At 69.5% G+C, this 13,756-nt stretch carries 13 protein-coding genes; 9 read left to right on the plus strand and 4 right to left on the minus strand.

Features of this window, described 5'->3' with window-relative positions; genetic code table 11:
* The first annotated feature begins 48 nt into the window (after window positions 1-48).
* From EX20_RS05500 to EX20_RS05525, 6 genes are all read left to right on the plus strand, one after another.
* Window positions 49-654: a YbhB/YbcL family Raf kinase inhibitor-like protein gene (locus EX20_RS05500; RefSeq protein ID WP_034192915.1), complete on the plus strand. Its 606-nt coding sequence runs from the start codon at window positions 49-51 to the stop codon at window positions 652-654.
* A gap of 196 nt (window positions 655-850) precedes the next feature.
* Window positions 851-1,423, plus strand: coding sequence for a flavodoxin family protein (locus tag EX20_RS05505; RefSeq protein WP_014722268.1), 573 nt, complete (start codon window positions 851-853; stop codon window positions 1,421-1,423).
* A 185-nt stretch (window positions 1,424-1,608) separates the two neighbouring features.
* Window positions 1,609-2,559 (plus strand): N-acetyl-gamma-glutamyl-phosphate reductase, encoded by a 951-nt coding sequence (argC, locus tag EX20_RS05510; protein WP_014722267.1) that lies wholly within the window; start codon window positions 1,609-1,611, stop codon window positions 2,557-2,559.
* Window positions 2,560-2,985: 426 nt separating this feature from the next.
* Complete coding sequence (locus EX20_RS05515) at window positions 2,986-4,404, plus strand: DUF2957 domain-containing protein (protein WP_034192916.1); 1,419 nt, start codon at window positions 2,986-2,988, stop codon at window positions 4,402-4,404.
* Window positions 4,405-4,568: 164 nt separating this feature from the next.
* Window positions 4,569-5,810 carry a DUF2957 domain-containing protein gene (locus tag EX20_RS05520; protein WP_011882977.1) on the plus strand — a complete coding sequence of 414 codons (1,242 nt, stop codon included), beginning with the start codon at window positions 4,569-4,571 and terminating at the stop codon, window positions 5,808-5,810.
* Between the two features lie 16 nt (window positions 5,811-5,826).
* Entirely contained in the window at window positions 5,827-6,660 is an 834-nt protein-coding gene (locus EX20_RS05525) for an OmpW/AlkL family protein (protein ID WP_011882976.1), read from the plus strand.
* A gap of 202 nt (window positions 6,661-6,862) precedes the next feature.
* Here the strand turns inward: EX20_RS05525 and EX20_RS05530 are convergent, their stop codons facing one another.
* A complete protein-coding gene (locus EX20_RS05530) occupies window positions 6,863-7,783 on the minus strand; it encodes a LysR family transcriptional regulator (RefSeq protein ID WP_011882975.1) in 921 nt (306 codons plus the stop codon).
* A 96-nt stretch (window positions 7,784-7,879) separates the two neighbouring features.
* On the opposite strand from EX20_RS05530, the gene EX20_RS05535 reads away from it, so the two are divergent.
* Entirely contained in the window at window positions 7,880-9,157 is a 1,278-nt protein-coding gene (locus EX20_RS05535; RefSeq protein ID WP_034192917.1) for an MFS transporter, read from the plus strand.
* Between the two features lie 275 nt (window positions 9,158-9,432).
* Here EX20_RS05535 and EX20_RS05540 read toward each other — a convergent pair whose 3' ends face one another.
* The 3 genes from EX20_RS05540 to EX20_RS05550 form a co-directional block, all read right to left on the minus strand.
* Entirely contained in the window at window positions 9,433-10,068 is a 636-nt protein-coding gene (locus tag EX20_RS05540; protein WP_014722261.1) for a LysE family translocator, read from the minus strand.
* 70 nt (window positions 10,069-10,138) lie between these two features.
* Window positions 10,139-11,083: an NAD(P)-dependent oxidoreductase gene (locus EX20_RS05545; protein WP_224019990.1), complete on the minus strand. Its 945-nt coding sequence runs from the start codon at window positions 11,081-11,083 to the stop codon at window positions 10,139-10,141.
* A gap of 155 nt (window positions 11,084-11,238) precedes the next feature.
* Window positions 11,239-11,472: a hypothetical protein gene (locus EX20_RS05550; protein ID WP_014722260.1), complete on the minus strand. Its 234-nt coding sequence runs from the start codon at window positions 11,470-11,472 to the stop codon at window positions 11,239-11,241.
* Between the two features lie 364 nt (window positions 11,473-11,836).
* Between EX20_RS05550 and EX20_RS05555 the strand changes: the two genes are divergently transcribed.
* Together EX20_RS05555 and EX20_RS05560 are read left to right on the plus strand one after the other, a co-directional pair.
* Window positions 11,837-13,042, plus strand: coding sequence for an efflux RND transporter periplasmic adaptor subunit (locus EX20_RS05555; RefSeq protein WP_011882970.1), 1,206 nt, complete (start codon window positions 11,837-11,839; stop codon window positions 13,040-13,042).
* 10 nt (window positions 13,043-13,052) lie between these two features.
* Window positions 13,053-13,751: an ABC transporter ATP-binding protein gene (locus EX20_RS05560; protein ID WP_014722258.1), complete on the plus strand. Its 699-nt coding sequence runs from the start codon at window positions 13,053-13,055 to the stop codon at window positions 13,749-13,751.
* Window positions 13,752-13,756: the final 5 nt, after the last annotated feature.

Here is a 13,756-nt window from a genome sequence, read left to right on the forward strand (position 1 = left end):
ATCACGCCGGGAGCGTCGGCCCGGCTCACGTGACGGGAGCAGCGCCATATGCGTGTGGATCGCCGGATCACCTCACCTGCGCCACCCGGTCGTACGGCTCCGTTCATCGCTACCCTGCTCTGCGCCGCCGCCGCGTTGGCCACGTTCGCCACCGCGCCCGCGCGCGCGGAAGGCCCGTTCACCGTCACGAGCACCGACCTCGCGCCCGGTGGGCGCGTCGGCGCCGCGCAGCTGTTCGACCGCGGCGAATGCAACGGCGAAAACCGCTCGCCGCAGCTCAGCTGGCGCAATCCGCCGCCCGGCACGCGCGGCTACGCGGTGACGATCTTCGATCCCGATGCGCCGGGGCACGGCTGGTGGCACTGGGCCGTCGCCGACCTTCCCGCGACCGTCACGAGCCTGCCGGCCAATGCGAGCGCGTCGGGCTTCCTGCGGCGCATCGGCGCGAGCGAGGCGCGCAACGACTTCGGAACCGACGGCTACGGCGGCCCGTGCCCGCCGCCGGGCAAACCGCACCGCTACGTGATCACCGTGTACGCGCTCAAGGGCACGGACCTGCGCGTGGCCCAAGGGCGCCCCGCGCCGATGTTCGAGCACGAAATCGGCACGCTGACGATCGGCACCGCGCAGATCACCGTCACCTACGGGCGATGAGCGCAGGCGGGCGTCGCGGCCACTCCAGCGCGCGAACGTCCACGCACCGCGCGCCGTTCTCCCGTCATTTCGGCTTGCTAGACTCCACCGCAGCGGTCGCGGCATCCCGCCGCGCACCCGTCGCGCCGCCCCGCTGCGGCGCGTGACGCGGCAGGCCGCGGCGGCCGCCGTGTCGTCCCCTTCCGGAGAACGCCTCATGTCGAACATCGTCATCGTCTATCACAGCGGCTACGGTCATACGCAGAAACTGGCCGAAGCCGTCCACGCCGGCGCGCAGGACGCCGGCGCGACCGCACGGCTGATCGCAGTCGGCGAGCTCGACGACGCGGGCTGGGCCGCGCTCGACGCGGCAGACGCGATCGTCTTCGGCGCGCCGACCTACATGGGCGGGCCGTCCGCACAGTTCAAACAGTTTGCAGATGCGACGTCGAAACCGTGGTTCACGCAGAAATGGAAGGACAAGCTCGCCGCCGGCTTCACGAACTCGGCGACGATGAACGGCGACAAGTTCTCGACGATTCAATATTTCGTCACGCTGGCGATGCAGCATGGGATGGTATGGGTCGGCACGGGGATGATGCCGGCCAACTCGAAGGCGGCGACCCGCAACGACATCAATTACGTCGGCGGCTTCACGGGCCTGCTGGCGCAGTCGCCGGCCGACGCGACGCCCGACGAGGCGCCGCTGCCCGGCGACCTCGAGACGGCCAAGCTGTTCGGCCAGCGCGTCGCGCAGGCCGCCGTGCGCTGGACGGCCGGCGGCCGCTGAACGCCCGACGCTGGGCAGCGCGGCGGCACGCGGCGCGCGCACCACGCGCGCCGCACGCGCCAAAGCGACACAAGGCGGCCCGCGGGCCGTCTTTTTTTGGCCGCCGGCGGGCAGGCCCGCCGGCTGACGTCTTAAAATGGCGGTTTCAGGGCGCCGCGGCTCCCGTTTCATTCAGCGAGAACGAAATGAGCACCAAAGTTTTTGTCGACGGCCAGGAAGGCACCACCGGCCTCAAGATCTTCGAATACCTGTCGGCGCGCAACGACATCGAAATCCTGCGCATCGACGAAGCGAAGCGCAAGGACGTCGACGAGCGCCGCCGCCTGATCAATGCATCGGACGTCACGTTCCTGTGCCTGCCGGACGTCGCATCGCGCGAGTCGGCCTCGCTCGTCGAGAACCCGAACACGACGCTGATCGACGCGAGCACCGCGTTCCGCACCAGCGCCGACTGGGCGTACGGCCTGCCCGAGCTGACCCGCACGCAGCGCGACAAGATTCGCAACGCGAAGCGCATCGCGGTGCCGGGCTGCCACGCGTCGGCGTTCGTGCTGGCGATGCGCCCGCTCGTCGATGCCGGCATCGTCGCCCCGAGCTTCGCCGCGCACAGCTACTCGATCACCGGCTACAGCGGCGGCGGCAAGTCGATGATCGCCGACTACGAAAACGCGGCGCCGGGCGGCAAGCTCGCGAGCCCGCGCCCGTATGCGCTCGCGCTCGCGCACAAGCACCTGCCGGAAATGGCCGCGCACACGGGCCTCGCGCACGCGCCGATCTTCACGCCGATCGTCGGGCCGTTCCTGAAGGGCCTCGCGGTCACGACCTACTTTTCGCCGGAGCAGCTCGCGAAGCGCGCGACGCCGCAGGACGTGCAGCGCGTGTTCGCCGAGTACTACGCGGACGAGCCGTTCGTGCGCGTCGCGCCGTTCAACGCCGACGAGAATCTCGACAGCGGCTTCTTCGACGTGCAGGCCAACAACGACACGAACCGCGTCGACCTGTTCGTGTTCGGCAACGAAGAGCGCTTCGTCACGGTCGCCCGCCTGGACAACCTCGGCAAGGGCGCATCGGGCGCCGCGATCCAGTGCATGAACCTCAACATCGGCGCCGCCGAGGACACCGGCCTCAAACGCTGAGCGCGCTTGCACGCGATGCAAAGCCGGCCGCGGGCCGGCTTTTTATTTGCCCATATCGGGCAATGAATTAAATCCAGTCGCCGGATTTACAAATATTTACAAGCTTTCCATTGCGCGAGTGGCGTTGAATTAATTCAACGGTTTTTATCCAGTCAATCCCGAATAGGGATAAACCGGATACCCGCGATTTAAACGCAGCCGTTATACGCGGGAAGGCTCCGGACGCCCGAGCCGCGCGGCCGACGCCCACCGCGGCGCCACTCTACGACGCGCCGCGCGTTTTAATTCTTACTGAAATCCGCTTCCCGAAAGGATTCGTCGCGGGCGCTTTGTTTCAAGCGCCTTTTTTAGACGAGTTCATCAATTGACAGCGAATATCCAGACGGCGACATTAGCTCGCACAATTAAACGATTGGAGACAGCGGCATGTCGCACGCCTTATCGAAGGGGGTGGCAACGGCCTTTGCCATCGCACCTTTCCTGATTGCCTGTGGTGGGGGAGATTCCGGCGGCGCGCTCGCGCCGGTCGACGCGCCCCAATGTTCCGGATCGAGTTGCGGCACGCAAGGCCAGCCGCCGTCGCAGCCCATCAACGGCGCGCTGTGTCCGGCCGATGCCGACATCGTGAAGAGCACGTACCTCGGCGGCGCCGGCAGCGGCGAGGTCGTCAGCGTCAACATCGACGCGGTCGCGATGACCTACACGCTCAAATGGCTCGAATCGCCGATTCCGCTCGCGACCGGCACCGTCACGCCGAGCCGCGCCGGCGTCACGATCACCGGCAAGGTCGTGCACCCGCCGACCGGCACGCTGCCCACCGCCGAGCAGACCCGCTGCGCGTTCGTGCTGACGCCGGGCGCCGGCACCGCCCCGAACGGCTCGACCTACTCGACGGCCGCCGACTTCAACCAGGCGAACCCGCCGATGCTGCTGGTCGGCATGGGCGTCGCGGGCGGCGGCATCCCCGGTGCGACGGTCCAGTACGACGGGCTCACGATCATCCCCGGTGTGATCCAGAACGTCGGCCAGGTACCGAACCGCCATTTCGATTTCTACCCGTTCCTCGGCTTCGCGAGCACGACGACCGACCTTTCGAAGCTGCCGGGCACCTACAACGCGCTGATCTATCACCTCGTGCCGTCGGGCAACTACGCGACGAAGGGCGTCAACTCGAGCGAGACGTTCGATGCGAACGGTGCGTGCACGTCGTCGTCCGGCAGCTGCATGACGACCGGCAATCCGTGGACACCGCATGCGAGCGGCGGCTACTTCAACAGCACGCAGGCGCCGCAGATCCTGCCGCAGACGTCGCTGCCGCTGATCGGCGCGACCGGCAAGTCGGCGACCGCGCACATGGTGATCGGGCAGCTCAACGGCGCGACGGTGCCGGTGATCGTGCGTACCGGCGACGTGAACCTCGGCACGCCGCCGCTGCATACGGACGCCAAGGTCGACGACGAATCGGGGATCGCGGTGCTCGCCGGCGCGACGGCGCTCCAGTCGGGCGCGATCGACGGCGGCTACGCGGGCGCGGACTCGAACTTCAAGTACACCGCCGCGCTGATCCGCGGCAGCAACGCGTCGTTCATCAATCCGAGCACGCAGGCCGAAGAGGACGGCTTCACGCTCGACTACGGCCAGTCGACGCCGGGCCTGCTGAACACGACCACGAAGCCGGCCAGCGGCGCGACCTACCCGTCCGCGTCGGGCGTGGTGATCGCGACGGGCGGCCTGTACGCGGCACTCGTGCAGGGCACCGTGAACGGCGGCGTCACGTCGACGTCGGCGAACGCGAGCACCTCGTCGACGCCGTACTTCGGCGTGGGCGCGCAGATCAGCAAATAAGCGGTGCGCGGCGGCGGGCGCGCCGCCGCGCACCGCACGCATCGCAGGAAAGGCACGAAACGACGGCGCCCGGCACGGCGCAGCTACGCACGCGGCACGAGCAACGAAACAGAAGCGGTCGACAGGGAGCCGGCCGCCGAACAAGACAAATCTGGAGGAGCAACATGAAGCGCAACCTCGTTCTGGCGGCGGCCCTTGCCGCCCCCCTTCTTTCCGCATGCGGCGGCGGCAGCGACAACCCGCCGCCGCTCGTCGAAGACCGGCTCTGCCCGGCGTCGCTCGACTACAGCACCGTCTTCACGGGCGGCGCGGGCAGCGGCGAACTGGCCAAGGTCCAGCTCGACACGACCAAGATGACCTGGCAGGTCACCTACGTCGAATCGGCGGTTCCGCAAACCACCGGTACCGTCACGCCGACGCGCGCCGGCACCGTGGACAGCGGCACGCTCACGCAGGAAACGATGTTGCCGACCAACAAGCTCAACCAGTGCGCGTTCCGCCTGAACGGCGCGAGCCTCGATCCGTCGCGGCCGGCGCGCATCTTCGTCGGCTTCGGCGTCGCCGGCGGCACGATTCCGGGCAAGGAGATCCAGTTCAACGGCGTGCTCGGCCAGGCCGCGGTGCCCGACACGAAGTTCCCGTACTACCCGTTCATCGGTTTCTCGTCGATCGAAACCGACATCACGAAGGTCGCCGGCACGTACAGCCATATCGGCTTCGGCGAAGTGCCGTCGCAGAAATTCGCGCCGGCGTCGATCGATGCGAAGGTGACGATCAACGCCGACGGCACGTGGACCAAATGCGACACGACCGGCCAGTTCGCCGGCGGCGCGTGCGTGCAGCAGGGCACGAACTTCGTGCAGTCGGCCGACGGCAGCGGCGCGTTCCAGAGCAACAACTACCAGAGCCAGTTGAAGCCGACGCTGTCGGCGACGCCGCAGGGCAAGGGCTTCATGATCGTAGGCAGGCTGCGCAACCAGCTCGTGCCGGTGCTCGTGCGCACCGGCGTCGCGAACCCGAACCCGACGCCGGACAGCAACGGCGTGCCGGGCCTCACCGCCGACGACGAATCGAGCATCTCGATCCTGTCGCCGCAGACGGCGATCGCGGCCGGATCGCAGAACGGCGAATACATCGGCGTCGACAGCCAGTTCGACTACCGCACCACCGCGCTGATCAACAACCAGGCCACGCTGCTCGATCCGTTCCAGCCGTCGCAGGCTTCGCTCGCGACCGCGCTCGACCTCGACTACACGCAGAAGGTGCCGGGCACGGTCACGACGATCCACACGGGCTCGGGCAGCACGTCGCCGACCGGCAAGTTCATCTTCACGGGCGGCGTGTTCGGCTTCCTCGACAACGCTGGGACGACGCCGTATTTCACGATCGGCGCGTTCGTCCAGTAAGCGGAGGCAAGCCGTGATGAACAAGACCCTTCTCTGCGCGGCAGCCGGGGCGCTTGCCCTGGCGCCGCTCGCCGCGCAGGCGCAGAGCGCCGGCAGCAACGTCGTCACGCTGGGCTGGTTCCACGTGATGCCGCAGCAAAGCAGCACGCCGATGACGACCAACGTCGCGCCGACGCCGATCAACACGCCGCTGCGGCTGCCGCCGACGTTCACGTCGCCCGGCACCGGCCTGCGCACGAGCGGCGCCGACACGGTCGGCCTGACGGTCAGCCATTTCCTGACCGACCACATCGCGGTGACGTCGGTGGCCGGCGTGCCGCCGGTGTTCAAGGTGTCGGGCCAGGGGACCATCAGGCCGCCGGGACCGGCCGGCGCGCTCGGCACGCAGAACATCGGGCTCGCGTCGGTGAACCCGATCGTCAAGAGCGTGCGGCAGTGGAGCCCCGCGGTGTTGCTGCAGTACTACTTCGGCGCGGCGACCGCGAAGTTCCGGCCGTTCCTCGGGCTGGGCGTGTCGTACAACTGGTTCAGCGACCTTCAGCTCAATACGAACTTCATCAAGCAGACGCAGGACAATCTGGGCGCGATTCTCGCGGCGGGCGCGGGCAAGCCGGGGACGACGTCGGTGGAGGCGAAGGCTTCGTCGTCGTGGCAGCCGGTGTTCAACGCGGGCTTGCAGTACAACTTGACCGAGCACTTCGGGCTGATCGCGTCGGTGACCTACATCCCGCTGAAGACGACGTCGACGGTGACGATCAAGGCCGCCGACGGCACGGTGCTCGCGGAGTCGAAATCGGAGCTGAAGGCGGATCCGATCATCAGCTACGTCGGGATGACGTACAAGTTCTGATGCGGACGAAGCCGGATGAAACCGGCCGAAGCTGCAGGAAGCGACAGCCCGCGTCAAAAAAAAAGCCCGCCTAAGAGGCGGGCTGAATCCATATCAGAGGAGACATGGAGGAGACAGGTGTAACTATAGCGAATCGAATGCGGCATTGCAACATTTCCGTAGAGAAAATCAGGATTTTCCCTCGAACGCACACTCTAGCCGTTTAGTCGTCATCCGACCCCTCCCCGTTCTCCCGCTCCAGCACGGCGCCGAGCGTGTCGCGCAGCAGCGCGACCGGCCGCGTCAGGCGGCCCGGCAGCGCGCCGTGCACCATCCATACGTTGATCCGCGTCTCGAGCCCCGTGGTTTGCACCACGCGCAGCGCGTCGCGATGTGCGCTGCGCGCGAGCGCATTCGGCGAGGCGATGCCGATGCCCGCGCCGCGCGCGACCAGCGACAGCTGCAATTCCGAGCCGAACGCCTCGACCGCAACGTCGAACGGCAGGCCGGCCGCGCCGAGCGCGCGGCTCAGCGCCGAACGCATGCCGCAGCCGTCCTGACTCAGCACCCACGGAAAACCCGACAGCACGTCGAGCGACAGCGGCCCGTCCGGCAGCGGGAAATCGCGCGCGGCGACCAGCACCGTCGGCTGCGTGCCGAGCAGCGTGGCCGTCAGCGTGTCGGGCAGCGCCGCGCTGGCCGGCACCATCACGGTCGCGACATCGACCGTGCCGCGCTCGATGCCCTGCACCAGCGCCGGCGACCAGCCCGCCGTCACGCGCAACGTGAGCCGCGGAAACGCATCGCGCAGCCGGTCGATCGGCTGCTCCAGCGCGAGTTCGGACAGAAACGGCGGCACGCCGATGCGCAGCTCGCCCGACGGCTCGCTGTCGGGCGAGCCGGCCGCCATCAGCTCGTCGATCGCACCGAGCACGTTGCGCGCCAGCGCATAGACGTCGCGCCCGGCGGCGGTCGGCTTCAGCGGCTTGCTCTGCCGCTCGAGCAGCGGCAGGCCCAATAGCGCCTCGAGGTTCTGCACGCGGCGCGTCAGGCCCGGTTGCGTCAGATGGAGCTTCGCGGCGGCGGCGACCATCGAGCCGCTGTCGACCACGGCGACGAACGCCTCGAGATCACGCGTATTCAAAGCAAACTCGCATAATCATGTTAGACATATTTCAATTGTCGCATAACGATGCGATACCTACGATGAGGACTTCTTCCTCACTTGCGCGGAGCTCCGATGAACTGCCCTGCCGACGCCTGCCCCGCCGCCGTTCGCCGCGCGGCGCACGCCCAGCCTGCGCTCAGCGCCGGCATGACGCTGTTCTTCGCCGCGACGGTCGGCGTGATCGTGATGGACCTGTTCGCCGCGCAGCCGCTGACCGGCGCGATCAGCGCGGACCTGCGCCTGCCGGCGGGCCTCACCGGCCTGGTCGCGATGCTGCCGCAGCTCGGCTACGCGGCCGGCCTCGTGCTGCTGGTGCCACTCGTCGACCTGATCGAGAACCGTCGGCTGATCGTCGCGACGCTCGTGGTCTGCGCGGCAGCGCTCGCGCTGCCCGCGTTCACGCGCTCGGGCGCCGTGTTCCTGGCGGCGACGCTCGTCGCCGGCGCGGCTTCCAGCGTGATCCAGATGCTGGTGCCGATGGCCGCGGCGATGGCGCCCGAAGCGCAGCGCGGGCGCGCGGTCGGCAACGTGATGAGCGGGCTGATGCTCGGCATCCTGCTGTCGCGGCCGCTCGCGAGCCTGATCGCCGGCACGGCCGGCTGGCGCGCGTTCTACGTGCTGGCCGCGCTCGCCGACGCGGCGATCGCCGCGGTGCTCGCGCTGCGGCTGCCGTCGCGCGTGCCGTCGGTCACGACCGGCTATCGGGCGCTGCTCGCGTCGATGGGCCGCCTGCTCGCCGCCGAGCCGGTGCTGCGCCGCCATGCGCTGTCGGCGGCGCTGGCGATGGCCGCGTTCAGCGCGTTCTGGACGGCCGTCGGGCTGCGGCTCGCGCAAGCGCCGTTCGGCCTCGATCTGCACGGGATCGCGCTGTTCGCGTTCGCGGGCGCGAGCGGCGCGATCGTCACGCCGCTGGCAGGTCGCGTCGGCGATCGCGGCCACGGTCCGGCCGCGCAGCGCGCCGCGCACCTGACGATGCTCGCCGCGCTGACCGTGCTGGGCATCGCCGGCGCCGGCTGGTTCGGCTTCGACGCGCCCGCGCACCGCGGCATCGCGCTGGCGCTGCTGGCCGGCGGCGCGGCGCTGCTCGATGCGGGCGTGATCGTCGACCAGACGATCGGCCGGCGCGAGATCAACCTGTTGAACCCGGCCGCACGCGGGCGACTGAACGGCCTGTTCGTCGGACTGTTCTTCGTCGGCGGCGCGCTGGGGGCCGCACTGGCGGGCAGCGCGTGGGCGTGGGGCGGGTGGAGCGCCGTGTGCGGCGTGGGGTTCGGGTTCGCGGGCGCAGCCACCGTATTCGGCTTGTCGGCCGGGCGCCGTGCCGATACCGCGGCGACGCCGGGCGCGTGACGGCGCATGCGCACGCGCCGACGTGGAAGCGCCCCGCCCTACGACAAGATGCGGGGTGTAAGGCCGACCGATGCCACCGCGACGCCACACGCGCGACAGCACATGCCCCATGCCCTGACGTGAAAACGCCCCGCCCTACGACAAGGTGCGAAGCGTGCGGCCGTGCCGATACCGCGGCGACACCGCACGCGTGACAGCGGGTGCCCACGCCCAACGTGAAAACGCCCCGCCCTCGGACGAGGTGCGGGGCGTGCGGCCGGCCGCGCCGGCGGCGTTCAGTGACGGACCAGCGCCATCATCGCGCCGAAGCCGACGAACAGCCCGCCGGTCAACCGGTTGAAGACGCGCGCGACGCTCTGGCTCTTCAGCGTCGCGCCGATGCGCGTGCCGAACGACGCGTAGACCAGATACCAGCTGACCTCGATCGCCGCGAACGTGACGACGAGGATGCCGAACTGCGGCAGCGTCGGCTCGGCCGCGTTGATGAACTGCGGCAGCAGCGCGGCGGCGAACAGGATCGCCTTCGGGTTGCTGCCCGCGACCAGGAAGCCGTTGCGAAACAGCGCCCACGACGACGCCGATGCGCCCGGCGCAGACGCGGCGAGGTCGGCGGCCGGCGCGTCGTCGACCCGTGCGCGCCAGGCCTTCACGCCCAGATAGATCAGATAGGCGGCGCCCGCGAAGCGCAGTGTATTGAACATCGCCGGCCACGCCTGCAGCACCGCGCCGAGCCCGGCCGCGGAGACGGCCAGCATCAGCACCAGCGCACTGAGACAGCCGGCCATCGTCGCCGCCGAGCGGCGCAGCCCGTGGCGTGCGCCGTGGGTCATCACGAGCAGCATGTTCGGACCGGGAATCGCCGACACGACGAACACCGTCGCCACGAAAAGCCACCACGTATGCAGGTTCATGCGCGCCTCAGCGATAGAGCAACGAAACGACGATTATGCCGCGTGCGCGGCGCTTCTGTCCCGCGCCGGCTCAGCGGCCCGCGCGGCGCAGTGCGACTTCGCCGAGCACCGCGAAGTCCTGGTCGCCGCCGCCGTGCGCGAGCGCATCGAGCAGGCTGTCGCGCACGACGCTCGCCACCGGCAGCGGCACCGACGCCGCGTCGCCGGCCTGCAGCGCGAGCCGGACGTCCTTCAGCCCGAGCCGCGCCTTGAAGCGCGCCGGTTCGTAGCTGCGCTCGGCGATCATCCCGCCGTAGCCCGCATAGACCGGCCCCGGAAACACGCTGCTCGTGATCACGTCGAGGAAATCGCGCATCGCGACGCCATGCGCGCCCAGCAGCGCGGACGCCTCGCCGAGCGTCTCGATCGCCGACGCGAGCGTGAAGTTCGCCGCGATCTTCGCGATGTTCGCGTGCTGCGGCAGAGAGCCGAACCGCCAGGTCTTCTGGCCGATCGCGTCGAACAGCGGCTGCACGCGGTCGATCGCCTCGGCCGGGCCGCCGGCCATGATCGTCAGCCGCGCGGCGGCCGCGACGTCCGGGCGCCCCATCACCGGCGCGGCGACATAGTCGAGGCCGCGCGACGCATGCGCGTGCGCGAGCGACTCGGCGAGCGCGACCGACACCGTCGCCATGTTCACGTGGATCAGGCCGCGCGGCGCCTGCGCAAGCAGCGCGTCGTCGAACACGTCGCGCGCGGCGGCATCGTCGGCGAGCATCGAGAACACCGCGTCGCCGCGAAACGCGTCGGCCGGGGTCGCGACGATCTGCGCGCCGAGCGCCGCCAGCGGCTCCGCGCGCTCGCGCGAACGGTTCCACACGCGCACGGTATGCCCGGCCTTCAGCAGGTTCGTCGCGATCGCCTGCCCCATTTCGCCCAGCCCGATAAATCCAAGATCCATTTCCCGCTCCTTCGACCCGTGAAGCGGCGAGTTAAACACAGATGCCGGCAGTCTGCAGCGCCTGCGGCCGGCCATGCGCGGTGCGATGCCGACCGCATCGACTCGGCGGGCGCATCGGGTTCCGAGGCTCGGAGGCGTCGAACGCCCGAAAAAACAAAACCCCGCATGCCGGAAAGCGTGCGGGGTCTTGCGACGGGGCGGCCGGTCGCGCCGGCCGCGGCGAAGCGTGCTTAGTTCTGCGAGCCTGCGTCGTTCGTGCCGGCGGCCGATGCTGCTGCGGCCTTCGCCTGGCCCTTCTTCGAGCCGTGGTGCTTCAGCTGGTGCTTCGGCTTGCTGTGATCCTTCTTGGCCGGTGCCGATGCGGCAGCCGACGTGTCGGCGGCCGGCGCCGACGCCTGTGCGAATGCCGAAACCGATGCGAGAGCGAATGCTGCGGTCATGATCGAAGCGAGCGTCTTCTTCATTGTTCTTCCTTTAGCGGAGAAAAAGTCAAACGTACCGGTAAGAGATGCGAGGCATCCGCATCGGAACATCAGTCGCGCCGGGGTTGCCGGTCGCGGCCGGGCGGAGCGGCGTTGGCCTTTCCGTCACGGCAAATACTGACGCACTGGCTCCATAACGCACCGCCGGCGCGGCCAGTTGACACGCAGCTTGCATCCTCCGGGTTTCCACCGAGCACTGCGACGCAGGGCCGCGGCGGCGGCGCCCGCGCACGCGCCGAACCGCCGCTTCCGCCCGTCGCGGCGACGCTATACTGGCCTCCTTCCGACTGAACGGCGCGCGGCCCGTCGCGAGACCGGAGACCGCCGCCGTCGCGAGGCGACCCAATTGCCCGAACACAATCTGGACAAACTGAAAATCGACCGGCGTCCGCTCGCACCCGCGCCGCGCCGGCGCCGCTGGGTCCGCTACGCGGCGGCCGCCGCGCTCGTTGCCGCGGCGATTGCGGCGGCGCTCGTGCTGACCAGCCGGCCCACGGTCGACACGACGTCCGTCACGACCGCCTACCCGTACCAGAACGACACGCAGCTCAACGCGACCGGCTACGTCGTGCCGCAGCGCAAGGCCGCGGTCGCGTCGAAGGGCCAGGGCCGCGTCGAATGGCTCGGCGTGCTCGAAGGCACGCGGGTGAAGAAGGGCGACATCATCGCGCGCCTCGAGAGCCGCGACGTCGAAGCCTCGCTCGCGCAGGCGCGCGCGCAGGTGCTGGTGTCGCGCGCCAATCTCGGCGTCGCGCAGGCCGAGTTGAAGGACGCCGAAATCGCGCTGCGGCGCACCGCCGTGCTTGCGCCGAAGGGCGCCGTGCCGGCCGCGCAGCTCGACATCGACACGGCGCGCGTGAACAAGGCACGCGCGACGCTCGGCAGCGACCAGGCGGCGATCGCGTCGGCCGAAGCGAACGCGCAGGCCGCCCAGGTGGCCGTCGACCAGACGGTGATCCGCGCCCCGTTCGACGGGATCGTCCTCGCGAAGCACGCGAACGTCGGCGACAACATCACGCCGTTCTCGTCCGCGTCGGACAGCAAGGGCGCGGTCGTGACGATCGCCGACATGGACACGCTCGAAGTCGAGGCCGACGTCGCCGAGTCGAACATCGCGAAGATCCGCTCGGAGCAGCCGTGCGAGATCCAGCTCGACGCGCTGCCCGACATGCGCTTCGCGGGCCGCGTGTCGCGCATCGTGCCGACCGTCGACCGCTCGAAGGCGACCGTGCTCGTGAAAGTGCGCTTCGTCGACCGCGACGCGCGCGTGCTGCCCGACATGAGCGCGAAGATCGCGTTCCTGTCGAAGCCCGCGACGCCGCAGGACCGCCAGCCGGTGACGGCCGTGCAGGCGAGCGCCGTGGTCGAGCGTGACGGCCGGCCGGTCGTGTTCGTCGTGCAGGACGACGCCGTGCATGCGCGCGCGGTGACGCGCGGCGCGCGGATCGGCGAGCTCGTCGCGATCGGCGGCGTGAAGCCCGGCGACACCGTCGTGCTCGCGCCGGAGGCGCAACTGAAGGACGGCGCGCACGTGACCGTCGCGAAGAAATAGCGTGGCGCACGTGAACGACGCATCGCCGCCGCTCGTCGAGATCCGCCACGTCGCGAAGTCGTACCGGCGCGGCAATCAGGTCGTGCCGGTGTTGACCGACATCACGCTCGACATCGCCGCAGGCGACTTCGTCGCGCTGATGGGGCCGTCCGGCTCCGGCAAGAGCACGCTGCTCAATCTCGTCGCCGGCATCGACCGGCCCGACAGCGGCGAGCTGCGCGTGGGCGGCCTCGACATCACGCGCCTGGAAGAAGCGCAACTGGCCGAATGGCGCGCGGCGAACGTCGGCTTCATCTTCCAGTTCTACAACCTGATGCCGGTGCTCACCGCGTTCGAGAACGTCGAGCTGCCGCTGATGCTCACCACCCTGTCGCGCCGCGAACGGCGCGAGCGCGTCGAGCTGGTGCTCGACATGGTCAATCTCGGCGACCGGATGAGCCACTACCCGTCCGAACTGTCGGGCGGCCAGCAGCAGCGCGTCGCGATCGCCCGCGCGCTGATCACCGATCCGGTGCTGATCGTCGCCGACGAGCCGACCGGCGACCTCGACCGCGCCTCGGCCACCGACGTGCTCGCGATGCTGCAGCGGATGAACGCCGAGCTCGGCAAGACCATCATCATGGTGACCCACGACGCGCAGGCGGCCCGCGCCGCGCGCGCGCTCGTGCATCTGGAAAAAGGGGAGCTGATCGATGGGCACGCGGCCTGACCAGC

Origin of the sequence: Burkholderia sp. WP42 (assembly GCF_000745665.1) — a bacterium.
GTDB classification, from domain to species: Bacteria; Pseudomonadota; Gammaproteobacteria; order Burkholderiales; family Burkholderiaceae; genus Burkholderia; species Burkholderia vietnamiensis.

Excerpts from the sequence above, each read along its gene's own strand:
- EX20_RS05550 (WP_014722260.1), bottom strand. The coding sequence starts at position 11,472 with ATGAAGAAGACGCTCGCTTCGATCATGACCGCAGCATTCGCTCTCGCA.
- EX20_RS05505 (WP_014722268.1), top strand. The coding sequence starts at position 851 with ATGTCGAACATCGTCATCGTCTATCACAGCGGCTACGGTCATACGCAG.
- EX20_RS05535 (WP_034192917.1), top strand. The coding sequence starts at position 7,880 with ATGAACTGCCCTGCCGACGCCTGCCCCGCCGCCGTTCGCCGCGCGGCG.
- EX20_RS05520 (WP_011882977.1), top strand. The coding sequence starts at position 4,569 with ATGAAGCGCAACCTCGTTCTGGCGGCGGCCCTTGCCGCCCCCCTTCTT.
- EX20_RS05540 (WP_014722261.1), bottom strand. The coding sequence starts at position 10,068 with ATGAACCTGCATACGTGGTGGCTTTTCGTGGCGACGGTGTTCGTCGTG.
- EX20_RS05545 (WP_224019990.1), bottom strand. The coding sequence starts at position 11,083 with ATGGCCGGCCGCAGGCGCTGCAGACTGCCGGCATCTGTGTTTAACTCG.
- EX20_RS05525 (WP_011882976.1), top strand. The coding sequence starts at position 5,827 with ATGAACAAGACCCTTCTCTGCGCGGCAGCCGGGGCGCTTGCCCTGGCG.
- EX20_RS05515 (WP_034192916.1), top strand. The coding sequence starts at position 2,986 with ATGTCGCACGCCTTATCGAAGGGGGTGGCAACGGCCTTTGCCATCGCA.
- argC (WP_014722267.1), top strand. The coding sequence starts at position 1,609 with ATGAGCACCAAAGTTTTTGTCGACGGCCAGGAAGGCACCACCGGCCTC.
- EX20_RS05500 (WP_034192915.1), top strand. The coding sequence starts at position 49 with ATGCGTGTGGATCGCCGGATCACCTCACCTGCGCCACCCGGTCGTACG.